The 21,503-nt window shown below is 60.4% G+C and carries 22 protein-coding genes, 1 pseudogene and 1 riboswitch; of the genes and pseudogenes, 13 read left to right on the forward strand and 10 right to left on the reverse strand.

Translation table 11 applies throughout. From position 1 onward, the window contains the following. Positions 1-93: 93 nt before the first annotated feature. Positions 94-651, forward strand: a complete 558-nt coding sequence (locus tag PspR76_RS05325; protein WP_010213093.1) for a hypoxanthine-guanine phosphoribosyltransferase — start codon at positions 94-96, stop codon at positions 649-651. A gap of 3 nt (positions 652-654) precedes the next feature. Beyond that, on the forward strand, positions 655-1,122 hold the full coding sequence (locus PspR76_RS05330; RefSeq protein ID WP_159954272.1) for a WbuC family cupin fold metalloprotein: 468 nt from the start codon (positions 655-657) through the stop codon (positions 1,120-1,122). 3 nt (positions 1,123-1,125) lie between these two features. Here the strand turns inward: PspR76_RS05330 and PspR76_RS05335 are convergent, their stop codons facing one another. Beyond that, positions 1,126-2,319 carry a M20 aminoacylase family protein gene (locus PspR76_RS05335; protein WP_159954273.1) on the reverse strand — a complete coding sequence of 398 codons (1,194 nt, stop codon included), beginning with the start codon at positions 2,317-2,319 and terminating at the stop codon, positions 1,126-1,128. A 151-nt stretch (positions 2,320-2,470) separates the two neighbouring features. On the opposite strand from PspR76_RS05335, the gene PspR76_RS05340 reads away from it, so the two are divergent. Both PspR76_RS05340 and PspR76_RS05345 read left to right on the forward strand, forming a co-directional pair. Continuing rightward, complete coding sequence (locus PspR76_RS05340) at positions 2,471-2,956, forward strand: hypothetical protein (protein WP_159954274.1); 486 nt, start codon at positions 2,471-2,473, stop codon at positions 2,954-2,956. Positions 2,957-3,146: 190 nt separating this feature from the next. Further along, positions 3,147-3,434, forward strand: coding sequence for a PA4642 family protein (locus PspR76_RS05345; RefSeq protein WP_159954275.1), 288 nt, complete (start codon positions 3,147-3,149; stop codon positions 3,432-3,434). 96 nt (positions 3,435-3,530) lie between these two features. On the opposite strand, the gene mqo is transcribed toward PspR76_RS05345, so the two are convergent. Continuing rightward, positions 3,531-5,039 carry a malate dehydrogenase (quinone) gene (gene mqo, locus PspR76_RS05350; RefSeq protein ID WP_159954276.1) on the reverse strand — a complete coding sequence of 503 codons (1,509 nt, stop codon included), beginning with the start codon at positions 5,037-5,039 and terminating at the stop codon, positions 3,531-3,533. 724 nt (positions 5,040-5,763) lie between these two features. Next, the gene (locus PspR76_RS05360) at positions 5,764-5,997 is read right to left on the reverse strand and encodes a hypothetical protein (RefSeq protein WP_159954278.1); all 234 of its coding nucleotides are present in this window, start codon (positions 5,995-5,997) and stop codon (positions 5,764-5,766) included. Positions 5,998-6,179: 182 nt separating this feature from the next. On the opposite strand from PspR76_RS05360, the gene PspR76_RS05365 reads away from it, so the two are divergent. Continuing rightward, the gene (locus PspR76_RS05365; RefSeq protein ID WP_159954279.1) at positions 6,180-6,764 is read left to right on the forward strand and encodes a YajG family lipoprotein; all 585 of its coding nucleotides are present in this window, start codon (positions 6,180-6,182) and stop codon (positions 6,762-6,764) included. Between the two features lie 102 nt (positions 6,765-6,866). Here PspR76_RS05365 and PspR76_RS05370 read toward each other — a convergent pair whose 3' ends face one another. After that, complete coding sequence (locus PspR76_RS05370; protein WP_159954280.1) at positions 6,867-7,076, reverse strand: hypothetical protein; 210 nt, start codon at positions 7,074-7,076, stop codon at positions 6,867-6,869. A gap of 183 nt (positions 7,077-7,259) precedes the next feature. Here PspR76_RS05370 and PspR76_RS05375 point away from each other — a divergent pair, with 183 nt between their 5' ends. Next, positions 7,260-7,517 (forward strand): hypothetical protein, encoded by a 258-nt coding sequence (locus PspR76_RS05375; RefSeq protein WP_159954281.1) that lies wholly within the window; start codon positions 7,260-7,262, stop codon positions 7,515-7,517. Positions 7,518-7,908: 391 nt separating this feature from the next. Here PspR76_RS05375 and PspR76_RS05380 read toward each other — a convergent pair whose 3' ends face one another. Continuing rightward, the gene (locus tag PspR76_RS05380; protein ID WP_174245590.1) at positions 7,909-9,072 is read right to left on the reverse strand and encodes a 1-acyl-sn-glycerol-3-phosphate acyltransferase; all 1,164 of its coding nucleotides are present in this window, start codon (positions 9,070-9,072) and stop codon (positions 7,909-7,911) included. A gap of 132 nt (positions 9,073-9,204) precedes the next feature. On the opposite strand from PspR76_RS05380, the gene PspR76_RS05385 reads away from it, so the two are divergent. The 3 genes from PspR76_RS05385 to PspR76_RS05395 are packed head-to-tail and all read left to right on the forward strand — an operon-like array spanning position 9,205 to position 10,313. Next, entirely contained in the window at positions 9,205-9,384 is a 180-nt protein-coding gene (locus PspR76_RS05385; protein WP_053254444.1) for a CPXCG motif-containing cysteine-rich protein, read from the forward strand. 11 nt (positions 9,385-9,395) lie between these two features. Next, on the forward strand, positions 9,396-9,656 hold the full coding sequence (locus PspR76_RS05390; RefSeq protein ID WP_083360103.1) for a putative signal transducing protein: 261 nt from the start codon (positions 9,396-9,398) through the stop codon (positions 9,654-9,656). Positions 9,657-9,692: 36 nt separating this feature from the next. Further along, positions 9,693-10,313: an SOS response-associated peptidase gene (locus PspR76_RS05395; RefSeq protein WP_159954283.1), complete on the forward strand. Its 621-nt coding sequence runs from the start codon at positions 9,693-9,695 to the stop codon at positions 10,311-10,313. A 117-nt stretch (positions 10,314-10,430) separates the two neighbouring features. Here PspR76_RS05395 and PspR76_RS31595 read toward each other — a convergent pair whose 3' ends face one another. Next, positions 10,431-11,273: a methyl-accepting chemotaxis protein gene (locus PspR76_RS31595; protein WP_442966819.1), complete on the reverse strand. Its 843-nt coding sequence runs from the start codon at positions 11,271-11,273 to the stop codon at positions 10,431-10,433. Positions 11,274-11,288: 15 nt separating this feature from the next. Further along, positions 11,289-12,569, reverse strand: a pseudogene (locus PspR76_RS31600) (HAMP domain-containing protein); the annotation flags it as partial. Positions 12,570-12,798: 229 nt separating this feature from the next. Between PspR76_RS31600 and PspR76_RS05405 the strand changes: the two are divergent. Then, the gene (locus PspR76_RS05405; protein WP_159954285.1) at positions 12,799-13,617 is read left to right on the forward strand and encodes a M48 family metallopeptidase; all 819 of its coding nucleotides are present in this window, start codon (positions 12,799-12,801) and stop codon (positions 13,615-13,617) included. 123 nt (positions 13,618-13,740) lie between these two features. On the opposite strand, the gene PspR76_RS05415 is transcribed toward PspR76_RS05405, so the two are convergent. The 3 genes from PspR76_RS05415 to PspR76_RS05425 all read right to left on the reverse strand — a co-directional run bounded on the left by PspR76_RS05415 (position 13,741) and on the right by PspR76_RS05425 (position 16,580). Next, positions 13,741-14,325, reverse strand: coding sequence for a TMEM165/GDT1 family protein (locus PspR76_RS05415; protein WP_016974259.1), 585 nt, complete (start codon positions 14,323-14,325; stop codon positions 13,741-13,743). An 88-nt stretch (positions 14,326-14,413) separates the two neighbouring features. Then, a riboswitch (yybP-ykoY riboswitch) is annotated at positions 14,414-14,535 on the reverse strand. A 50-nt stretch (positions 14,536-14,585) separates the two neighbouring features. Next, on the reverse strand, positions 14,586-15,584 hold the full coding sequence (locus tag PspR76_RS05420; protein WP_159954286.1) for a class I SAM-dependent methyltransferase: 999 nt from the start codon (positions 15,582-15,584) through the stop codon (positions 14,586-14,588). A gap of 30 nt (positions 15,585-15,614) precedes the next feature. Next, positions 15,615-16,580: a 2-hydroxyacid dehydrogenase gene (locus PspR76_RS05425; RefSeq protein ID WP_159954287.1), complete on the reverse strand. Its 966-nt coding sequence runs from the start codon at positions 16,578-16,580 to the stop codon at positions 15,615-15,617. Between the two features lie 84 nt (positions 16,581-16,664). Here PspR76_RS05425 and PspR76_RS05430 point away from each other — a divergent pair, with 84 nt between their 5' ends. From PspR76_RS05430 to PspR76_RS05440, 3 genes are all read left to right on the forward strand, one after another. After that, positions 16,665-17,297: a LysE family translocator gene (locus PspR76_RS05430; RefSeq protein ID WP_016978297.1), complete on the forward strand. Its 633-nt coding sequence runs from the start codon at positions 16,665-16,667 to the stop codon at positions 17,295-17,297. Positions 17,298-17,557: 260 nt separating this feature from the next. Then, on the forward strand, positions 17,558-19,240 hold the full coding sequence (locus tag PspR76_RS05435) for a fatty acid--CoA ligase (protein ID WP_159954288.1): 1,683 nt from the start codon (positions 17,558-17,560) through the stop codon (positions 19,238-19,240). A 333-nt stretch (positions 19,241-19,573) separates the two neighbouring features. Next, positions 19,574-21,466, forward strand: coding sequence for a DUF1302 domain-containing protein (locus PspR76_RS05440; RefSeq protein ID WP_159954289.1), 1,893 nt, complete (start codon positions 19,574-19,576; stop codon positions 21,464-21,466). The last annotated feature ends 37 nt before the right edge of the window (positions 21,467-21,503 follow it).

Below are 21,503 nucleotides of genomic sequence, written 5' to 3' on the forward strand. Positions count from 1 at the left end.
TCTAGTACGTTAGTCCATTAAGGCTTGATCGTTGCGCCTCACATGCTTACCTTTGCCCGCTTTTCTTGCCACAGCACCCCCTTGGAGAGCGCCATGTCCGCTGATCTCGAGCATATCCGTCAAATCATGCGCGAGGCTGACTGCCTGTACACCGAAGCGCAAGTCGAAGAGGCCATCGCCAAGGTCGGCGCGCACATCACTCGCGAAATGGCCGACACCAACCCGGTGGTCTTCTGCGTGATGAACGGTGGCCTGATCTTCGCCGGCAAATTGCTGACTCACCTGCAATTTCCGCTGGAAGCCTCCTACCTGCACGCCACCCGTTATCGCAACGAAACCAGCGGCGGCGATCTGTTCTGGAAGGCCAAGCCGGAAGTCTCGTTCATCGACCGCGACGTGCTGATCATCGACGACATCCTCGATGAAGGTCACACCCTGGGCGCGATCATCGATTTCTGCAAACACGCCGGCGCGCGCAAAGTGCACACCGCCGTGCTGATCGACAAAGACCACGACCGCAAAGCTCGCCCCGACCTGAAAGCCGATTACGTCGGCCTGCCGTGCATCGACCGTTACATTTTCGGTTATGGCATGGACTACAAAGGCTACTGGCGTAACGCCAATGGGATCTACGCCGTTAAAGGGATGTAACCGATGGCCCGCTTTCTTGATCAGGCGTTGTTCACCGAATTGGCCGAGAAAGCGGCCGCCAATCCTCGTGGTCGGCACCATCACAACTTCCATCGGATGGAAGAGCCCTGCCATCGCCTGGCCGTGGGCCTGCAGCCCGACACCTATGTGCCGCCGCATCGGCACCTGAGCGCGGACAAGGCGGAAACCCTGCTGGTGCTAAAAGGCAGCCTGGGCCTGCTGGTGTTCAGCGACACCGGCGAAGTCATTGCCAAGCGCGTGATGCGGGCGGGCGGTGAGTGCGCGGGTGTTGACCTGCCGCCGGGCGTGTTTCACGGCCTGGTGGTGCTGGAGCCCGACAGCGTGATGTTTGAATGCAAGGCCGGGCCGTATCGCGCGTTGGGCGAAGGCGAATCACCTGCCTGGGCGCCCCGTGAAGGCGATGCCGGCGTCGCCGCGTATCAACGCTGGATGCTCGCCCAGTTCGATTGAGCCTCAGCGCAACGGTAGCCCTTGTTCTACCAGAGAGGCCAGCAGGCCCGCGCCCAGCGGGATGATGCTGTCATTGAAGTCATACCGGTCGTTGTGCAATTGGCAATGACCGACACCTTCGCTCGATGAGCCGCCTTGGCCGAGATAAATATAGGCCCCCGGCCGCTCCTGCAGCATGTATGAAAAGTCTTCGGCGCCCATGGTGAGGGGTTCGTTGCACCTCACGTTTGCCTCTCCAACCAGACTTCTGGCAACGCCTGCCGCGAACAATGCCTGCTCGGGATGATTGACGGTTGCGGGGTAACCTCGTTGATAGTCATAGGTGACGGCAGCGCCAAACGCGGTCGCAACGCCATGGGCGATTTCGCCAATGCGCTTCTCCAGCAGATCTCGATTGGCGCTGGTAAAGCTGCGTGCGGTTCCGATCATCTTCACGTGGGCGGGAATAACGTTGTTCGCCGTGAGCTGGCTGGTTTGCAGGCTGGCCACCGTCACGACCCCCGACTCCAGTGGGTGCAGATTGCGGCTGATAATGCTCTGCAAGGCGACAATGATATGGCTGGCAGCCAGCACCGGGTCTATTGCGGCGTGAGGGATGGCCGCATGGCCGCCGCGGCCGGTTACGACAATTTCAAAACTGTCCGCCGCCGCTTCCACCGGGCCGGGCTGTACGGCAATGACCCCGGCGGGGTAGTCGGGGTTGTTGTGCAGGGCATACACCGAATCCACTGGGAACTGCTTGAAGAGCCCTTGTTCGATCATTACGCGAGCACCGCCGCCGCCTTCTTCGGCGGGTTGGAAAATCACGACGGCTTTGCCACTGAATCGGCGCGTCTGGGCCAGGTAACGCGCAGCGGCCATCAACATCACTGTATGCCCGTCATGCCCGCAGCCGTGCATGAGGCCCGGGTGGATGGAGCGGTGGGCGAAGTCGTTGGCTTCGAACATGGGCAGGCAGTCCATGTCCGCACGCAGGCCTATGCTTGCGCCGGGCTGCGTGCCCTGAATGACGCCGACTACGCCGGTTCCCGCCAGCCCACGGTGTACTTTAATACCGTGTTCTTCAAGAAAGCCGGCAACAATCCCGCTGGTCCGGTGTTCATCAAACCCCAACTCTGGGTGCGCGTGAAGGTCGCGTCTCAAGGCAGTAAGTGCTTGAAGCTGTGTTTGGATGTGTTCAACAGGATTCGTGGTCATGGGCGAGACTCTTGTTATTTTGGTTGAGCTGGGAATCTACAGCCTTCGCGTGTTCTTTCAATCAGGCCAGTGCAACCAGAGATGTCGGGCATGATGTGGGCCGTTCAAAGCTGACCTGCGTGCTAGCATGGCTGCCCCTTCGGAGGTGTACATGAGTGTTTTGATCCGCAGTTGCGCCGCCTTGGCGTTGATCTTCAGTTTGCCTTTGTGTGCCGCTCCGGCATTGATGCACAGCCAATTCCTGCCGCCGGACGACCTTACCCTGCGCGCGCAAACCCCTGACCAACAGCAACTGCTGCAAATCACCGAGTACGCGGTAGTGGTCGGCAACCAGCGGCAATCCACCCAGCAGCCGATCCCGGTAACGTCGCCGCTGATGATTCGTCTCAAGGGCAAAGCCCTGAACAAAGGCGCGACCATCGCTCAGGTGGTGCTCAATTTTGATGCCGAAAGCAAAAGCCTGAAAAAGCCGCTGTACGATGACGCCAGCAAAACCCTGACGTTGTCTTACCCGGTGGCGCAGTACCGCGTGATTGTCGACTTGCTGCGCAATGACACGGTGTATGTGCAGTTCCTCAGTTATGCCAACGGGCATATCTGGGCGGATCTGCATACCGGTGCCGTTCGCGCAAAGTAATTGAACCGAATGCAGTCAATGTGGGAGCTGGCTTGCCTGCGATGGCGGCAGGTCAGTAGGCCCAATGGTCACTGATGCACCGCCATCGCAGGCAAGCCAGCTCCCACAGGAGTGTTTGGTTGTTTTCGAAGGTGGTGTCTGGCAGGTAGACTTCCTCTCCCGTGTAAATGTCTGCAGGCTGGAGTCGGTAATGCGTAAAGATAAGAAACAGGTGATTGGTGACGAGATCGGCGACGACCAGATCAAGTTGTTCCTGGACTTCGAGCCGGTTGACGCGACTTCACCGTCCCTGCACAAGCTGATCAAGGCCTACCGTGGCCTGCGTATCGATGACTTTGGGCGGTTCCTGGGCTTTTTCAAGGAAGCCGGCCTGGACCTGGACGGCAAGGACGAGCATGGCCAGACCTTCGTTGACCTGATCAAGGATCAGCGCAACGCCGATGAGTACATTGAACTGATCAACGCCGCCCGCGGCTGATTACGCGAGACATAAAAAAACGCCCCAAGGGGCGTTTTTTTGATCGTTCCCACGCTCTGCGTGGGAGTGCATCCTGTGACGCTCTGCGTCACGTCCTCAAGCGTAGCTTTCGGCTTCGTTGCTTTGCTCAACCAGTTCCAGGCTGATGTTGTTCTGCGTGTTGATCTTGCGATACAACTCGGCATCCGTCTCCAGCACTTTTTCCCGCGCCGGGAAGATCTCGTGCAGCTTGGCCGCCCACTCACCGGCGGCTTTTTCCGGGAAGCAGCGCTCGATCAACTCCAGCATGATCGACACCGTCACCGAAGCGCCTGGGGACGCGCCCAGCAGGGCTGCCAGCGAGCCGTCTTTGGCCGCAACCAGCTCGGTGCCGAACTGCAGCACGCCGCCTTTCTTCGGGTCTTTCTTGATGATCTGCACCCGTTGGCCGGCCACTTCCAGGCGCCAGTCTTCGGCTTTCGCTTCAGGGTAGAAGCGGCGCAGGGATTCCAGGCGTTGCTCCATGGATTGGCGCACTTCGCTGACCAGGTACTTGGTCAGGTCCATGTTGTCGCGGGCTACGGCCAGCATCGGGCCGATGTTGCCGGCGCGAATCGACAGCGGCAGGTCAAGGAACGAGCCGTGCTTGAGGAACTTGGTGGTGAAGCCGGCATATGGCCCGAACAGCAGGGATTTCTTGCCCTCGACGACGCGAGTGTCCAGGTGTGGCACGGACATCGGCGGCGAACCCACCGCAGCCTGGCTGTAGACCTTGGCCTGGTGATGCTTGACCACTTCCGGGTTGTCGCAACGCAGCCACTGGCCGCTGACCGGGAAGCCACCGAAGCCTTTGCTTTCTTCGATACCCGAGGCTTGCAGCAACGGCAGCGCCGCGCCACCGGCACCGAGGAACACGAACTTGGCGTCGACTTCACGGCTGTTGCCGCTATTGACGTCCTTGATGCTCACGGTCCAGCCTGCGCCATTGCGCTTGAGGCCGGTGACACGCTTGCTGTACTTGACCTGGGCATCCGGTGCGCTGGTCAGGTGCGACAGCAGTTGGTTGGTCAGGGCGCCAAAGTTGACGTCAGTGCCATTCATTACGCGGGTGGCAGCGATTTTTTCGTCGAGTGGGCGGCCGGGCATCATCAGTGGCATCCACTCGGCCATTTCGCTGCGGTCTTCGGTGTAGTGCATGTCCGAGAACGCGTGGTGCTGGCTGAGGGTTTCAAAGCGCTTCTTGAGGAAGGAAACGCCTTTGTCGCCCTGCACGAAGCTCAGGTGCGGCACCGGGCTGATAAAGGATTTGGACGAGCCAAAGGTGCCTTTTTTGGTCAGGTACGCCCAAAACTGCTTCGACACCTCGAACTGGGTGTTGATGTGCACGGCTTTCTTGATGTCGATGGAGCCATCGGCGGCCTGCGGCGTGTAGTTCAGCTCACACAGCCCGGCGTGACCGGTACCGGCGTTGTTCCACGGGTTGGAACTTTCCGCGGCACCCGAATCCATCAGCTCAACGACTTCCAGCTTGAGGCCGGGGTCGAGCTCTTTGAGCAGAACGGCCAGGGTGGCACTCATGATGCCGGCCCCTACCAGAACTACGTCGACTGCTTCGTTATGCGCCATTTAACGCGTCTCCAAAATCTGCAGCACCAAATTGACGGCATGGCTGCCAGGAGTGACGGGGCGGTTCACGTGTTGCCCCAGGTTACCCATGGCCAGGATCGCCATGTCCGTTTCGCAATTCTTTGCATCTTCAGCACACGCTTCCTGCCGGGCTAATCTGCCTATGAACGCATTCATGGGCGCCTGTGGCAATTCGACTTATGGTCAAAGCGTGTGATTTGTGCAACCAATCCGTAGCGGACAGGCTCAAGCTCCGGTTTTTGAGGAGTGCTCGGTCCTGTGTGGTTGGGCTGTTCCAGACGCTGATGGTGCTTGTACAAACGCCAAACTATTCATTTGCTCGCCACACTCTTGTGAAGTTGTGAAAACCCGTTTTTTCACGCTCTTTTGAAGACGTGAACCTCAAAAAAGGGCTGCCCCAGCCTGGCACCTGGCCCGCAAACCTCTGCCGACACGCGGCAAAACGGGCAAACAACTCAAGTGGCCGAGCGCAATGGCAGCTCTGGCAGATTCGGTAAGGCGGGAGGTTTGCAAAGAAAACAGCAAGCGCGCCAGCTTCACTCGATCTGTGTGGGCGGCTCTCTGTGGGCGATTTTGGGGTTAATACCGAGGCATTAACGATGCTGCGAGGCCCGATCAGGAGACGTCCTTATAATCGGGGGGAGATTGTAGCGAAGAACGTCAGGGAAATGGGCGTGTTTTATGACTTTTATTAGCGTCTCGGTCAGGAGGCCAACGCATGCCGGGTTTGCGCGTGTGCAACCTTCGGGCTGATCCTGGCACTCGCCGGCAGCGGACGGTGCATCCAGCCCAGGTGTGTCTCTGCGACCTCCACCCAGCCGTCGCCGACGGGCGGCAAGCTGCACTGTTTGAACGCCAGGCAATGGCCATGGCAATCGAGCAGGGCATAGTGACGATGACGGCCGCGAGGCGTGAACAATGATTTGAGAAGGCGCATGGTTTTGTACCTGTTACGTTACATGCTTGAAGGTTGCCAGTGTGCCATGACATTGAAATGACGGATTTATGCGAAATTGTAATTTGAGCCCGCCTTCAGCTGCCGTTCAGGATGGCTGGTGAGTGGCGCGTGTGCACCGTTATACTGGCGGCCTGTTTGCATCTAGTCCTGGAGAAATGAGTATGTTGCAACGCCTGTTGTTCGGTTTGATCACTGTGACCAGTTTGACCCTGGTTGGCTGCGCCAACAGCCCGCAACAACTCAGCCCGCAACCTAAAGTCACCGCGCAGTTGGCCCCTGTCGGCCACGGTCAGCCGGTATCGGTGCGTGTGGTAGACGGTCGTCCGTCGCCGACCCTGGGCTCGCGCGGCGGCCTGTACCCCGAGACTGCGCTGATTTCGGTACAAGGCCAGGACGTGCTGCCCAAGCTGCAAGCCCAGGCTGAAGCCGCCGTGCGCCTGCTGGGCTTCACCCCGGCCAACTCGCCGGGCGCGCCTCAATTGACGATCACCCTGGCCGAACTGAAGTACCAGTCGCCCAAGGAAGGCCTGTATGTGACTGAAGCCTCGATTGGCGCGACGTTCAAGTCCGACGTCAGTGCCGGTACGCGCCGCTACAGTGGCCGCTACGGCGCCTCGCTGAACCAGCGTTTTGGCATGTCGCCGAATCAGGAAACCAACACCAAGCTGGTCAGCGACGTGTTGAGCGACGCGCTGACGCGTTTGTTCAAAGACCCGAGCATCGGTTCGCTTCTCAGCTCGCAGTAACCGTCGGGCGGGCGCGGAGCGCCCCGATCGCCGTTACCACGCAGAGCGTGGGAACGATCACCGGGCTCAGTGATGAGCCCGGTTTTTTTATGCCTGTAACGTTCATGCAGCCGTTTCGACATACAAGTCCAGCACACTCACGCCGGTGAGCAGGTCCAGCTCCGGCAGGTCGGCATGCTGGTGCCCACCCAGCGCGCAATACACCAGCCAGTGGCGATCCTGAACGTTGAACGCCAAGCCGCCGACAAGCGCCTCCTGTTCATCCGTCGGGGCGATCAGATACAGCCGATCCTGGTTTTGCGCATGCAACATGACGAGCTCCTGAGCGTTCGAAGGGCAACAGAGTGGCTTGTTAAGGTGACGTTCAGGTGACGCTGTAAATTAATGGATACATTAATCGTACATGGGGGACGGAACGTTTCAGCGGCAGGATGCCAATATCGTTCAGGTTTGTATCTGAATTGATACCAGAACACTGTCCGACTGAGGTTCGCGATGGCGCTGCCCGCACTGCTGATCAATGCTGTGGCTTTATTGGTGGCCTGCCCGGGTGCAGCGCTGCTGTTCATTACCCGTCTACGCGAGCAACGTGCGCTGGCCGACCTGACCGCGCAAAGCGAAGATCGCGCTATCGACCAACCGATGTTGTTTCTGGATGTGCGCACCGAACGGGCGCATCGCCTGGCTTACCGCGTCGGGTTTGCCTGCCTCGCTCTGGCGCTGGGCGTCTCCTGGCTCAGCACCCACCTCTAACAAACACCACAAAACAAATGTGGGAGCGGGCTTGCCCGCGATAGCAGTGTATCAGTCGATAAATTCAGTGCTGACACGCCGCCATCGCGGGCAAGCCCGGCTCCCACATTTGAGCTGGGGCGGGCGCGAAATATTGGTCTGGCACAAACAAGTGTGGGAGCTGGCTTGCCCGCGATAGCAGTGTGTCAGTCGATAAATTCAGTGCTGACACGCCGCCATCGCGGGCAAGCCCGGCTCCCACATTTGAACGGTGGCGGGCGCGAAATGTTGGTCTGGCACAAACAAGTGTGGGAGCGGGCTTGCCCGCGATAGCAGTGTGTCAGTCGATAAATTCGGTGCTGACACGCCGCCATCGCGGGCAAGCCCGCTCCCACATTTTTTGCTTCAGTGTTTAGAGGGGAATCCCGGCTTTGACCCGATACTGATTACGCACCGGCGTTGCATACTGCACCACCAGGTACGGGCGGTGTTCGGCCGGGCATTCGTTCAAGCGCCGCTCCCATTCCGCCTTGGCCTTGGCCAACTCATCCGCCGGGAACACTTCAGCCGCCGTCGGCACCTGCAATTGCGGGTCGGCGTCGCTCCATTGCGCATACGCCAGGTAATGCACCGGGAACAAGCGATAACCGCCGAGAATCTGCCGGTCCATTTCCACCGCCAGCAGCTTGGTGTCTTCAAAACGTTCGGTGATCGGCGGTGCAAAGTTGATGTGCACCCGGCCTTTGTAGCCGGTGATGCCGAGGGCAATGCTCACGTCATCTTCGCCCGGCGCTTTGGTGTAGGTGCCGGTGGTGGCACGGATATACAGCTCGCGCGCCTTGGCTGTATCGCACGGGTCGTATTCGTAGCTGATCGACACCGGCGTGAGGTTCAGCGACTGGATCACCTCGGCAAACGGCTCATCCTTGCGGCTGACGTGGAACATCTTGAGGATCGCCGACTCGGTGCGATCATCGCCATCCTTGGCACGCCCTTCGGCCTGGGCGATCCAGATCGACTGGCAATCGTTGCGGATCGAATGGTTGATGTAGGCCGACAGCAAGTTGTACGCCGCCATCTTCTCCTTCCGCCCGGTGATCGAGCGGTGCACGATGAAGCTCTTGTTCAGGCGCATCAGGTCGCTGACGAACGGCTTTTGCAGCAGGTTGTCGCCAATCGCGATGCGCGGCGTCGGCAGCCCGGCGTGATACACGGCGTAGTTGACGAAGGCCGGGTCCATCACGATGTCGCGGTGGTTGGCCAAAAACAGGTAGGCAGTGCCGGACTTGAGCTGCTCGACGCCGGTATAAGTAACGCCGTCGGTCGCGCGGTCAATGGTGTGGTCGACGTAATATTCGACTTTGTCCTGCAGCGTGGCCACGGTGGTGACGCCAGCGAACTCGCGGCGCAGCTTGCGGGCGATCATTGGCTTGAGCAGCCAGCCCAGGGCGCCGGCAAAGCGCGGAAAACGAAAGTGGGTCAGGATGTCCAGAAAGGCCTTGTCACTGAACAGACGTGCCAGCACTGCCGGGACTTCGCTGTCGTTGTAAGGTCGGATGGTATCGAATTCGCCCATCATGCTCTCTTGTTAGAAACGGCTAGTGTTAAGTAAAGGAAATATCAGGGTGCGGCCGCAATATTGGCTCTGCCGTGAATAGCCCTGTAAATAGACCGGCGATTATACGCACAAGTCACCTGGGAGACCGCGATGGAAGAGGAGTCGTACGAATGTCCTTATTGTGGCGAAGTGGTCACGGCGCTGCTGGACCTGTCCGCAGGCGATCAGGAATATATAGAGGATTGCCCCGTGTGCTGCCGGCCGATTACATTCGAGCTACAGGTGCACGGTGACGAATGGATGCTGAACGTACGCAGCGAGAATGAATAACAGGTACGCCCATGCAGCGAATCTACGAACCGGAAAACCTGATGGAAGGCGAACTGCTGCAACAGATGCTCGCCAGCGAAGGCATTGAGGCGCACCTGGTGGGGCGCCATTTGCTTGGTGGCACCGGCGAGTTGCCGATTTTCGGCCTGCTGGGCCTGGAAGTGGACAACGACCAGGCTGCCTGCGCCCGCGAGCTGATTACCGCCTACAACGGCGCGCAACCACTGCCCGGCGATGAACCCGACAGCTTCCCCGACGTATTGGTCTGTTAGGCTGTCGGTCGGTTTACCCAAGAGTCGTGTTACCCCATGTGTGGACGTTATGCCCTGTTTCGCTGGAACCCCGCTTTCGCAGCCTTGCCCGGCTTCCCTGCCGATCAGCAGGCCCAGTGGAACATTTCCCCGAATGATTCGGTGCTGATCCAACGCCTGGAAGAAGGTCAGCGCACCCTGGCCCGCGCGCGCTGGGGCCTGACGCCGCCCTGGCTGACCGACCTTTCCCGCACGCCAGCCCATGCCCGCGCCGAAACCCTGGCCGAACAACCGATGTTTCGCGAAGCCTTTCGCCAGCGCCGCTGCCTGCTGCCGGCCAATGGCTTTTACGAATGGCGTGGCACCCAGCGCAAGCGCCCGTATTGGCTGACGCCGGGGGAGGGCTCGACGTTGTTTTTTGCCGCGATCTGGGAAGCGTATCCGGTGCAGGAGCAAGTGTGGCTGAGTACCGCAGTGGTGACCCAGGCGGCGCAGAGTCAGCGGCGGCCGTTGATTCTGGACGCGGCGGGCCAAGAGGCGTGGCTGAATCCGCAGACGCCATTGCATGTGTTGCAGGGCTTGTTGGCGGGTGAGCCGGCTGCGTTGCGTGAGCGGGTGTTGGCCAATATGGTCAATGATCCGAAGCTGAATGGGCCGGAGTGCCTGACCCCAGGCTGAGGTGGGATTCACTGGCCCTATCGCATGCAAGCCAGCTCCCACCATTGACTGTATTCACAAATCCAAGTGTGGGAGCTGGCTTGCCTGCGATAGCGGCCTCAAGACCACCGCCAATCCCTAAACCTTGAACTGATTGATCAACCGCCGCTGCTGCTCCGCCAGCTTGGTCAAATCCGCACTCGCCGCACTCGATTCATCCGCGCCGCCCGCCACTTCATTCGCCACTTGGCCGATATTGATCACATTGCGATTGATGTCCTCAGCCACCGCGCTCTGTTCCTCGGCCGCGCTGGCAATCTGGGTGTTCATGTCATTGATCACCGACACCGCCTGCGTAATCGTCTCCAGTGCCTCGGCCGCTTTGGCTGCATGCTGCACGCTTTCATCGGTGCGGTTCTGGCTGTCTTCCATCACCTTCACCACGTCCCGCGTGCCTTGTTGCAGCTGCTGGATCATAGCCTGGATTTCTTCGGTGGCTTTCTGGGTTTTCTGCGCCAGGTTGCGCACCTCATCGGCCACCACCGCGAAGCCACGGCCTTGCTCGCCGGCCCGCGCCGCCTCGATCGCGGCGTTGAGCGCCAACAGGTTGGTCTGCTCGGCAATCCCGCGAATCGCCGTGAGGATCGCGTTGATGTTCTCGCTGTCCTTGGCCAGGGCTTGCACCACGCCCACCGCCTTGCCAATTTCTTCGGCCAGCGCGCCGATGGACGTGGAGGTGTCGCGCACGATGCGCATGCCCTGGCTCGCGGCCTGATCGGCATGGCTGGCGGCTTGCGCGGCCTGGGTGGCGTTGCGCGCCACGTCCTGGGCGGTGGCGGTCATCTCGTGCACGGCGGTGGCCACCTGGTCGATCTCGACCATCTGTTTATGCACGCCCTGGTTGGTGCGAATCGCGATATCGGCGGTGTGCTCCGACGAATCGCTGACCTTCTGCACTGAACTCACCACTTGGGTGATCATGCCCTGCAGCTTGATCAGGAAGGTATTGAAGCCCGTGGCGATGGCGCCCAGTTCATCGGCGCGGTCACTGGTCAGGCGGCGCGTCAGGTCGCCTTCGCCTTGGGCGATGTCGTTGAGCATGGCCACCATTTGCTTGAGCGGGCGGGCGATGCCGTGGCCCACCAGCCAGATCACCAGCAAGCCGATGCCGGCGATCAGCAGGCCGACCATGGCCATGCCGAAGGTGTCGGTCTTGCGCTGGGCTTGCAGGTCGCTTTGCAGTTGCTGCGAGTCGGCCATCACCGCGCTCAGCGGCAGTTGCAGCATCAAGGTCCAGCGCGCTTCGGCCTGGCCGATGTTGAACGGCAGGAACAGCTCGATATGCCCGTGTTCCTTGTCGATGTCGTAGCGCACCTCGCCGACTTTCAGCTGGCCGAGGTTGGCCAGCTCATTGCTGTCGAGCAGGTCGGTGGCTTTTTCGCCGAGCTTGCTGGCGTCTTTGGTGTAGGCCACCAGGCGCCCATTGCTGGAAATCAGCGCCAGTTCACCGGCGCCGTTATAGAGGTTCTGGTCGGCGCGGGTGAGCATGTCCTGGATGAAGTTCACCGACAGGTCGGCGCCGACAATGCCCTGAAACGTGCCGTCGATCATGATCGGTTCGATAAACGAGGCGAGCATCACCATCGCATTGCCGACCTTGTAAGGCGCGGGGTCGATGGCGCAGGGCTTTTTGCTCTCTTTGGAACACAGGTAGTACTCACTGGCGCGCACGCCGGTGGAAAGAATGTTCTGGTCGTTGACGTCGGCGAGTTTATCCAGGCCCAGGCTGCCATCGGCATTGCGATACCACCACGGCAGGAAACGGCCGTCGGCGGCCATGCCGAGAATCGGCGTGTTCACGTAGGCAGCGTCATTGTGGTCGATCGCATTGGGTTCCCAGCCGATATAAGCGCCGAGGATTTTCGGGGTGCGCACCACGGTTTCGTGCAGCAGGTTGATCAGTTGTTCGCGGCCCACTTGCAAGGCCGGTTCGCCGTTGGCGCCTTTCATGCCGAGCAGGGCGTTGGCGGTGGCCAGGCCTTTGGCGGTCACCAGCGGTGCTTCCAATTCACGTTGGATCAGCGTGGCCTGGGTTTGCGCCAATGCGGTGAGGCGCTGCTCAATGATCTGCTCGAACTGCGCCTGGGTGCGTTCCTGCACCAGTTCCTGGGTGCGCGCGCCGGCAAACACGGCGTAGAGCACCAGTACCGCAACCACACTCAGCACGATGGCGCCGGTCAGTGCGGCGACAGAAAACTGAATCGACTTGAATTTCATGAAGGCTCCGGGCGCAAGGGCAGATGGGCTGCCTTTTTTGTATCGGCCACGAGCGCGGGAGGCTTAAGGCCGGGCCGGTGAAATAGTGCCGGATGTCGCAAATGGGCTGTTCGCCGCCGCTGTGGGAGTGTGGGATGTATCTGAAAGTTAGCGGTTACACGTCTTGTGTATCTGGCGCAGATACACATGAGCGCCTACGATACGCGCCATGTTTTCAGGGAGCGTGTTCATGAAGAAGTCATTGGCGGTAAGTGGGTTGGTTGCGGCGATGTTGTTGGCCGGTTGCCAGTCGGTTAACACCACCAGCGGCGGGGCCGTTGGGGTAGAGCGCAAGCAGTACATGTTCAGCATGCTGTCGAGCCAGGAAGTCGACCAAATGTATGCCCAGTCCTACCAGCAGACGCTGGGTGAGGCGAGCGGCAAAGGCATGCTCGACAAGACCAGCGCCAACGCCAAGCGCGTGCAGGCCATCGCCAATCGTCTGATCGCCCAGGCGCCTACCTTCCGTCCGGATGCGGCGCAGTGGAAGTGGGAAGTGAACCTGATCAAAAGCGATGAGATGAACGCTAACTGCGGGCCTGGCGGCAAGATCTTTGTGTACAGCGCGTTGATCGACAACCTCAAGCTCACCGATGACGAGCTGGCGGCGGTGATGGGCCATGAAATCGCCCACGCCTTGCGTGAACACGGGCGTGAGGCCATGTCCAAGGCCTACGGCATCCAGATGGCCAAGCAGGGCGCCGGTGCCTTGTTCGGTCTGGGCCAGGACAGCCTGGCGTTGGCCGATACCGTGGCCAACTACGGCATGACCTTGCCTAACAGCCGCGCGAATGAAAACGAAGCGGACCTGATCGGTCTGGAACTCTCGGCCCGTGCCGGCTACAACCCGAATGCGGCCATCACGTTGTGGAACAAGATGGCCAAGGCTTCGGAAGGCGCGCCGCCGGAATTCATGAGTACGCACCCGGCATCCGACAGCCGAATCGCCTCGTTGCAGGCGGCGATTCCGAAGGTGATGCCGCTTTACCAGCAGGCCAAAAAGTCCTGATTGATCGTTCCCACGCTCTGCGTGGGAATGCCGCTCTGGACGCTCTGCGTCCGCTCTTAAAGGCGCGACGCAAAGCGTCACAGAATGCATTCCCACGCGGAGCGTGGGAACGATCAGGTCGATCTAGATCCAGCCGCTGCTTTGCATGGCCTTGTACACCGCCACTACCGCCAGAACGAAGAACGCCGTAGCCGCCAGCCTGCGAATCAACGTCAACGGCAGTTTCTCCGCCGCAAAATTCCCCGCCAGAACCACCGGCACGTTGGCAATCAGCATGCCCAGCGTGGTGCCGATAATCACCAGCCACAGCTCAGGGTATTGCGCCGCCAGCATCACCGTGGCGATCTGCGTCTTGTCGCCGATTTCGGCGAGGAAGAACGCAATCAGCGTGGTCAGGAACGGGCCGAACTTGCGCGTGGTACTGGCTTCGTCATCGTCGAGTTTGTCTGGCACCAGGGTCCACAGCGCCGTGGCACAGAAGCTCGCCGCGAGGATCCAGTGCAACACCGCATCCGAGAAGAAACTGCCGAACCAGGCCCCCACGGCACCGGCGGCCGCATGGTTGGCCAGGGTCGCGGCGACGATGCCGGCGATGATCGGCCAGGGTTTGCGAAAGCGTGCGGCCAGGATGAGCGCGAGCAGCTGCGTCTTGTCGCCGATTTCGGCCAAGGCAACGATTGCGGTAGGAACGAGTAATGAATCCAGCATCAGGTAGGTTTCCAGGGGCGGGTCGACACGGCTATGACACGTACAGCCTTCCCGCCCCGGGTAAGGTGTGCGTGTCATAGGTCTTGTCAAACCCCGGTCCGTCTGTGCGGACTCCTGGGTCGCATACGCCATGGTCTGTTGACCAAGTATGTTGACGTATGCCGGACGAGCATGGCGCTCGTGGGAGACTACTCCCCTAGGACGGAGCGGATTCTGCCTAGGCAAAACCCATTCGGCAAGCCTTCTTTTTCAAAAAGCCATCAGCCGCGTTTGGCACGATAAATGCGAAAACCATTGCCTTCGGCCTTGATTGCACACACGCCCAAATGCTCTTCGATCAGCGGTTGATACTTGAGGAAGCTATTGGCAACCAAGCGAAGTTCGCCGCCTTTTGCCAGGTGTTTCGCGGCTTTTCGCAGCAGGTTTTCCGTGGCGAAATAATCCGTATGCACCCCGACATGAAACGGCGGGTTGCTCAAAATCGCATTCAAACCCATCGGCGCGGCGTCGATGCCGTCACCGGTCAACACGTCGGCTTCCAGACCATTGGCTGCCAATGTCAGGCGACTGCTGGCGGCGGCAAATGCATCCACGTCGAGCATCGTCACCGTGTTATGCGGGTAGCGACGCTTGACCGCCGCCCCGAGTACACCGGCGCCGCAACCAAAGTCCAGCAAGTGCCCGCTGGGCAGCTTGTCCAGGTGTTCCAGCAACAGCTCGGTGCCGCGATCCAGACGACCGTGGCTGAACACGCCCGGCAGGCTCACCACCTTGAGCGGCCCTTCGGCCAACGGCACGTCGAACACCTGCGCCAGGCTTTCCAGCTCGACCGCTTGCGGCGCATTGGCCACGGTGACTTGCCACAGTTGGCAGTGCCGCGCGTTGTCGAGCTTGCGCGGCTTGCCGAACGGGATCATCTGCTTGGCGGCGCTTTCGATGCCGCCTTTTTTCTCGCCGACCAGAAACAGCTCGGCGCCGGGCAAGCGCGCGGCCACGGCGTTGAGCAGGTAGTCGGTGAGGTCCTTGGACTTGGGCAGGAAAATCACCGCCGCATCAAACCCGCGTTCGGGCACGTTGACGCCGAACAGGCTGCGCTCCGGGAAGCGTGCGTCGAGCGCCGCCTGGTCGCCGGCGTGCCAGCTCCAGCCGTGGGCATTGGGCAGGCGGCCGAGCAAATCGTCGGCGGGCAAGCCTACCAGCAGCAGGTTGCCTTGAAAAAGTTCGGCCTGACGAAGCAGTACTTCACTGCGCGGATCCATGGTCTGCTCCTTGAAAAGGGGCGCAGTTTATCAACTGACGACGCGCAGCGGGGCGCCGCTGAAAAAGCCTCGGGCGTTTTCCGCCAATTGGCCGACGATACGCTGCCGCGCTTCGCGGCTGCCCCAGGCGTTATGCGGCGTGACGATCAGGCGTGGGATGTCACCGGCCAGCAGCGGGTTGCCATTTACCGGTGGCTCAACGCTCAGCACATCGGTGGCGGCGCCGCCCAAGTGGCCGTTGCGCAGGGCGTCTGCCAGTGCCTGTTCGTTGATCAAGCCACCGCGCGCGGTGTTGACGATAAACGCGCCGGGCTTGAGCAGTGCCAGCTCGCGGGCGCCGATGAAGCCACGGGTGTGTTCATTGAGCGGGCAGTGCAGGGTCAACGCGTCGACCTGCGCGAGCAGTTCATCCAGCGGCACGCGGTCGGCCCGGGCAGGGCGCCCCGGAATCGCGCCGAGCACCACGCGCATGCCGAAGGCTTCGGCCAGGCGTGCCACGGCACTGCCCAGTTCGCCGTGGCCGAGCAGGCCAAGGGTTTTGCCTTCCAGCTCGACAATCGGGTAATCCAGCAGGCAGAACTGCTTGGCCGCTTGCCACTTGCCGGCAGCCACATCGCGTTGGTAGTCCTTCAGTCGCGTCGCCAGGTTGAGCAACAGCATGATCGTATGCTGCGCCACCGACGGCGTGCCGTAGCCCTGGCAGTTGCTCACGGTGATGCCATGGGCGCGGGCCGCGTCGAGGTCGACGTTGTTGGTGCCGGTGGCTGAAACAAGGATCAGCTTGAGCTCGGGGCAGGCTTGCAGGGTTTCGGTGTTGAGCGCGATCTTGTTACTGATGGCCACCTGAGCGCCTTGCAGGCGTTCGATCACATTCTGCGGCGTGGTATGCGCGTACAGCTGCAGGTCGCTGAAGCTGTTGCGCAATTCGCTGAGGTCGAGGTCCCCCAGGTCCAGGGACGGGTGATCAAGGAAGACGGCGCGGCGATTGTTCGTCATCAACTGTACCTTTTGCGACAGGGTTCGAAGGCGTAATCTGCCGAGCCTATCAGATGAAATAATCAGTTACTTAATGGAGTGAGCATGTACGCCGCCGAGTTTTTGACCGTAGCCTTGATTCACTTGTTGGCGGTGGCCAGCCCCGGCCCGGATTTCGCCGTGGTGGTGCGCGAGAGTGTCACCCATGGCCGCCGCGCCGGCACCTGGACCGCGCTGGGCGTGGGTTCGGCGATTTTCCTGCACGTGGGTTATTCGTTGCTCGGGATTGGCTTGATCGTGTCGCAGTCAATCGTGCTGTTCAACGCGCTGAAATGGGCCGCCGCCGCGTATTTGCTGTACATCGGCTTCAAGGCCTTGCGCGCGCAGCCGGCCAAGCCGGTCGCCGAGGGCGAGTTGCACCGTGAAGCGGGCGAGCGCACCCCGCGCGGGGCCTTTACCGCAGGTTTTGTGACCAATGGCTTGAACCCCAAGGCCACGCTGTTTTTCCTGTCGCTGTTCACCGTGGTGATCAACCCGCACACGCCGCTGGCGATCCAGGCCGGTTACGGCGTGTATTTGGCGGTGGCGACGGCGCTGTGGTTCTGCCTGGTGGCGATGCTGTTCAGCCAGCAGCGGGTACGTGCGGGATTTGCGCGGATGGGGCATTGGTTTGATCGGACCATGGGCGCGGTGTTGATTGCGATTGGGGTGAAGTTGGCGTTTACCAGCATGAAGTAAACCCACACGGGTAACACACGGCCCCTGTGGGAGTCGGGCTTGCCCGCGATGCCGGCGCCTCGGTGTATCTGTTGCACCGAGGCGACGCTATCGCAGGCAAGCCAGCTCCCACAGGGAATCGCTGTGAGGCTCCAATAATGGCGCAAAGCTATCATTCATTGGCCTCTACAAATCATTCCTTTGGCTGATTTGGCTGACACATAAGCTCTCTAAAGTGCAGGTCTTCAAGCCAAGACCGTGCAGTCAGATAAGGGATTCGTATGTTGCAGACCCGTGTTATCCCGCCCGCCGAAGGCGCTTACCAATACCCGCTGTTGATCAAACGCCTGCTGATGTCCGGGGCGCGTTACGAGAAGACCCGGGAAATCATCTACCGCGACAAACTGCGCTACACCTACCCAACCCTGATCGAGCGCGTGGCGCGCCTGGCCAATGTGCTCACCGAAGCCGGGGTCAAGGCCGGTGACACCGTCGCCGTGATGGACTGGGACAGCCACCGTTACCTGGAATGCATGTTCGCCATCCCGATGATCGGCGCGGTGATCCACACCATCAACGTGCGCCTGTCGCCGGAACAGATTCTCTACACCATGAACCACGCCGAGGACCGCTTTGTGCTGGTCAACAGTGAGTTCGTGGGGCTTTACCAGGCCATCGCCGGGCACCTGACCACGGTCGACAAGACCTTGCTGCTCACCGACGGCGACGCCAAGACCGCCGAGCTGCCCAACCTGGTCGGCGAGTACGAAACCCTGCTGGCGGCCGCCAGCCCCAGGTATGACTTCCAGGATTTCGACGAAAATTCCGTCGCCACCACCTTCTACACCACCGGCACCACCGGCAACCCCAAGGGTGTGTACTTCACCCACCGCCAGCTCGTGCTGCACACCATGGGCGTGGCGACCATCATGGGCAGCGTCGACAGTGTGCGCCTGCTGGGCACCAACGACGTGTACATGCCGATCACGCCAATGTTCCACGTACACGCCTGGGGCCTGCCGTATGTGGCGACCATGCTCGGTCTGAAACAGGTCTACCCCGGCCGCTACGACCCGGAATACCTGGTGGAGTTGTGGCGCAAGGAAAAGGTCACCTTTTCTCACTGCGTGCCGACCATCCTGCAAATGGTGCTCAACGCCAAGGCCGCCCAAGGCGTGGATTTTGGCGGCTGGAAAATCGTCATCGGCGGCAGCGCGCTCAACCGCACGCTGTATGAAGCGTCCAAGGCGCGTGGCATTCAACTGACCGCCGCGTATGGCATGTCCGAGACCGGGCCGCTGGTGTCCTGCGCCCACCTCAACGAAGAACTGATGGCCGGCACCGAGGACGAGCGCACCACTTACCGCATCAAGGCCGGCGTGCCAGGGCCGTTGGTGGAGGCGGCGATTGTCGACAGTGAGGGCAACTTCCTGCCCGCCGACGGCGAGTCCCAAGGTGAGCTGGTGCTGCGCGCACCGTGGCTGACCGAGGGTTATTACAACGAGCCGCAAAAAGGCGCCGAGCTGTGGGAAGGCGGCTGGATGCACACTGGCGACGTGGCCACCCTCGATGCATTTGGCGTGATCGATATTCGCGACCGCATCAAGGACGTGATCAAGACCGGTGGCGAGTGGATTTCCTCGCTGGCCCTCGAAGACCTGGTCAGCCGCCACCCGGCGGTACGCGAAGTAGCGGTGGTGGGCATCGCCGACCCGCAGTGGGGCGAACGCCCGTTTGCGTTGCTGGTGGTGCGTGATGGCCATGTGATAGGTGCTCGCGAGCTCAAGGAACACCTCAAGCCTTTCGTCGAACTGGGCCATTTGAGCAAGTGGGCGATTCCAAGCCAGATCGCCGTTGTTACGGAAATTCCCAAGACCAGCGTAGGAAAACTCGACAAAAAACGTATCCGTATCGACATCATTGAATGGCAGGCCAACAACAGCACCTTCCTCTCCACCCTCTGACGCCTTTCGCCGCGCCCGTTCGGGCGCGGCAATGCTCTATCTCGCGCCTTCACTTGTGATTTGCCAATTTTCAGCCATCCTTGCCCCGCCGACCTTCGTTGGCGTGGCGAAATGGTTGTGGCAGACGGGTCGGTGATGCAAATCACACTTTAGAGGGATCAAGCGATACCCCCCGCTGGCTATAGTCCCCTTCAGAGTTTTTCAAGGATGTTGTGCTTCGGGCCATGGGGGCTCGGTTGCCGTTCGGCATTGGAATCGTTGTATTCCGGCCGTTACATGCATCCAGAAGACAGAACTCACTGCCATAACAATAATGCACATGGAGTAGCGTCGATGACCTCAGTAAACCAGTTCTGGCGCCGGGCAAGACTGCCCCTGGCCGTCAGTCTCGCTTCTACGCTCGCCGGGCCCGCATTCGGCGTCAGTTTCAATATCGGTGAAATCGAAGGTAGCTTTGACTCATCCCTGTCGGTGGGGGCGAGCTGGTCGACTGCGGGTCGAAATAAAGACCTGATCGGCGTCAACAACGGTGGCAAGGGGTTGTCGCAAACCTCTGATGACGGCCACCTGAACTTTGACAAGGGCGATGCCTTCTCGAAGATCTTCAAGGGTATTCACGACCTTGAATTGAAATACGGCGACACCGGCATTTTTGTGCGGGGCAAGTACTGGTACGACTTCGCGCTGCAAAACGAAGACCTGGATTTCAAGAACGTCAGCAACAACAACCGCAAGGAAGGCGCCAAGTCTTCCGGTGGGCAGATCCTCGACGCCTTCATCTATCACAACTACACCATCGCCGATCAGCCGGGCAACGTGCGCTTCGGTAAGCAGGTGGTGAGTTGGGGTGAAAGTACCTTCATCGGTGGCGGTATCAACTCGATTAACCCCATCGACGTGTCCGCATTCCGTCGCCCGGGGGCTGAAATCAAGGAAGGCCTGATTCCCGTCAACATGTTCTACGTGTCGCAGACGCTGACCGACAACCTGTCGGCGGAAGCGTTCTACCAACTGGAGTGGGACCAGACCGTTACCGACAACTGCGGCACCTTCTTCTCCCAGCCTGATGTGGTCTCCGACGGCTGCAGCGACAACCTGCGCCTGCTTGCCAAACGCTCGACCATTGCCGCCACGGCGGCGGGTCGCGGGGCGCTCGCTCAATTCGCGGCGCGCGGCGTGGACACCAACGAAGAGGGCACCCTGGTTCGTCGTGGCGGTGATCGGGATGCGCGTGACAGCGGCCAGTTTGGCGTGGCCATGCACTACAACTTCGAGCCACTGGACACCGAATTCGGTGCCTACTTCATGAACTACCACAGCCGCGCGCCGATCTTCAGCGCAACCGCGGCACCCGCGTCCGCCTATGCGATTGCACCGGCCTTCGGCACATTGGCTCCGGTATTTATCGCGGGTAACTCCAAGTATTTTATCGAGTACCCGGAAGATATCCGTCTGTACGGTTTGAGCTTCTCGACCACCCTGCCTACCGGGACTGCCTGGAGTGGCGAGCTGAGCTATCGCCCTAACGCGCCGGTACAGCTCAATACCACCGACATCCTGTATGCGGGTGTGAAAGACCTGGGCGGCGCATTTTCGAATGCATCCCTGCTCAGCGGCGCCAAGGGCCAGGACCTGAATGGTTACCGTCGCAAGGAGATCACTCAGTTCCAGACCACCCTGACGCACTTTTTCGATCAGGTGATGGGTGCCAGCCGTCTGACCCTCGTGGGTGAAGTGGGCGTGACGCATGTGGGTGGGCTCGAAAGCAAGAACAAGGTTCGTTATGGCCGCGATCCGGTCTTCGGTCCTGGCGCGTTGCCGTCAACTGGCGGGCGTAACACCTGTGCGCAGATCCTCAACCCGTCCACTATCGGCGGCGCCGGCCCAGGCGCAGATGCCAGCAATGTCTCCAAGTACTGTGACAACGATGGTTTCACCACCGCCACCTCCTGGGGCTACCGTGGTCGCGCCATCTGGGAGTACCCGGATGTGTTTGCCGGTGTGAACCTCAAGCCCAACGTGGCCTGGTCACATGACGTCAAAGGTTATTCGCCAGGCCCTGGCGGCAACTTTGAAGAGGGTCGCAAGGCCGTCAGCCTGGGTGTCGATGCCGAGTACCAGAACACCTACACCGTAGGCCTGAACTACACCAACTTCTTTGGTGGCAAGTTCACCACGGTGGATGACCGCGATTTCATCGCGCTGAGCGCCGGCGTGAACTTCTAAGCACACTCTCTTTAAGCAGTTTGTTTTCAGGAAGAAC

Source organism: Pseudomonas sp. R76, from assembly GCF_009834565.1.
GTDB lineage: Bacteria > Pseudomonadota > Gammaproteobacteria > Pseudomonadales > Pseudomonadaceae > Aquipseudomonas.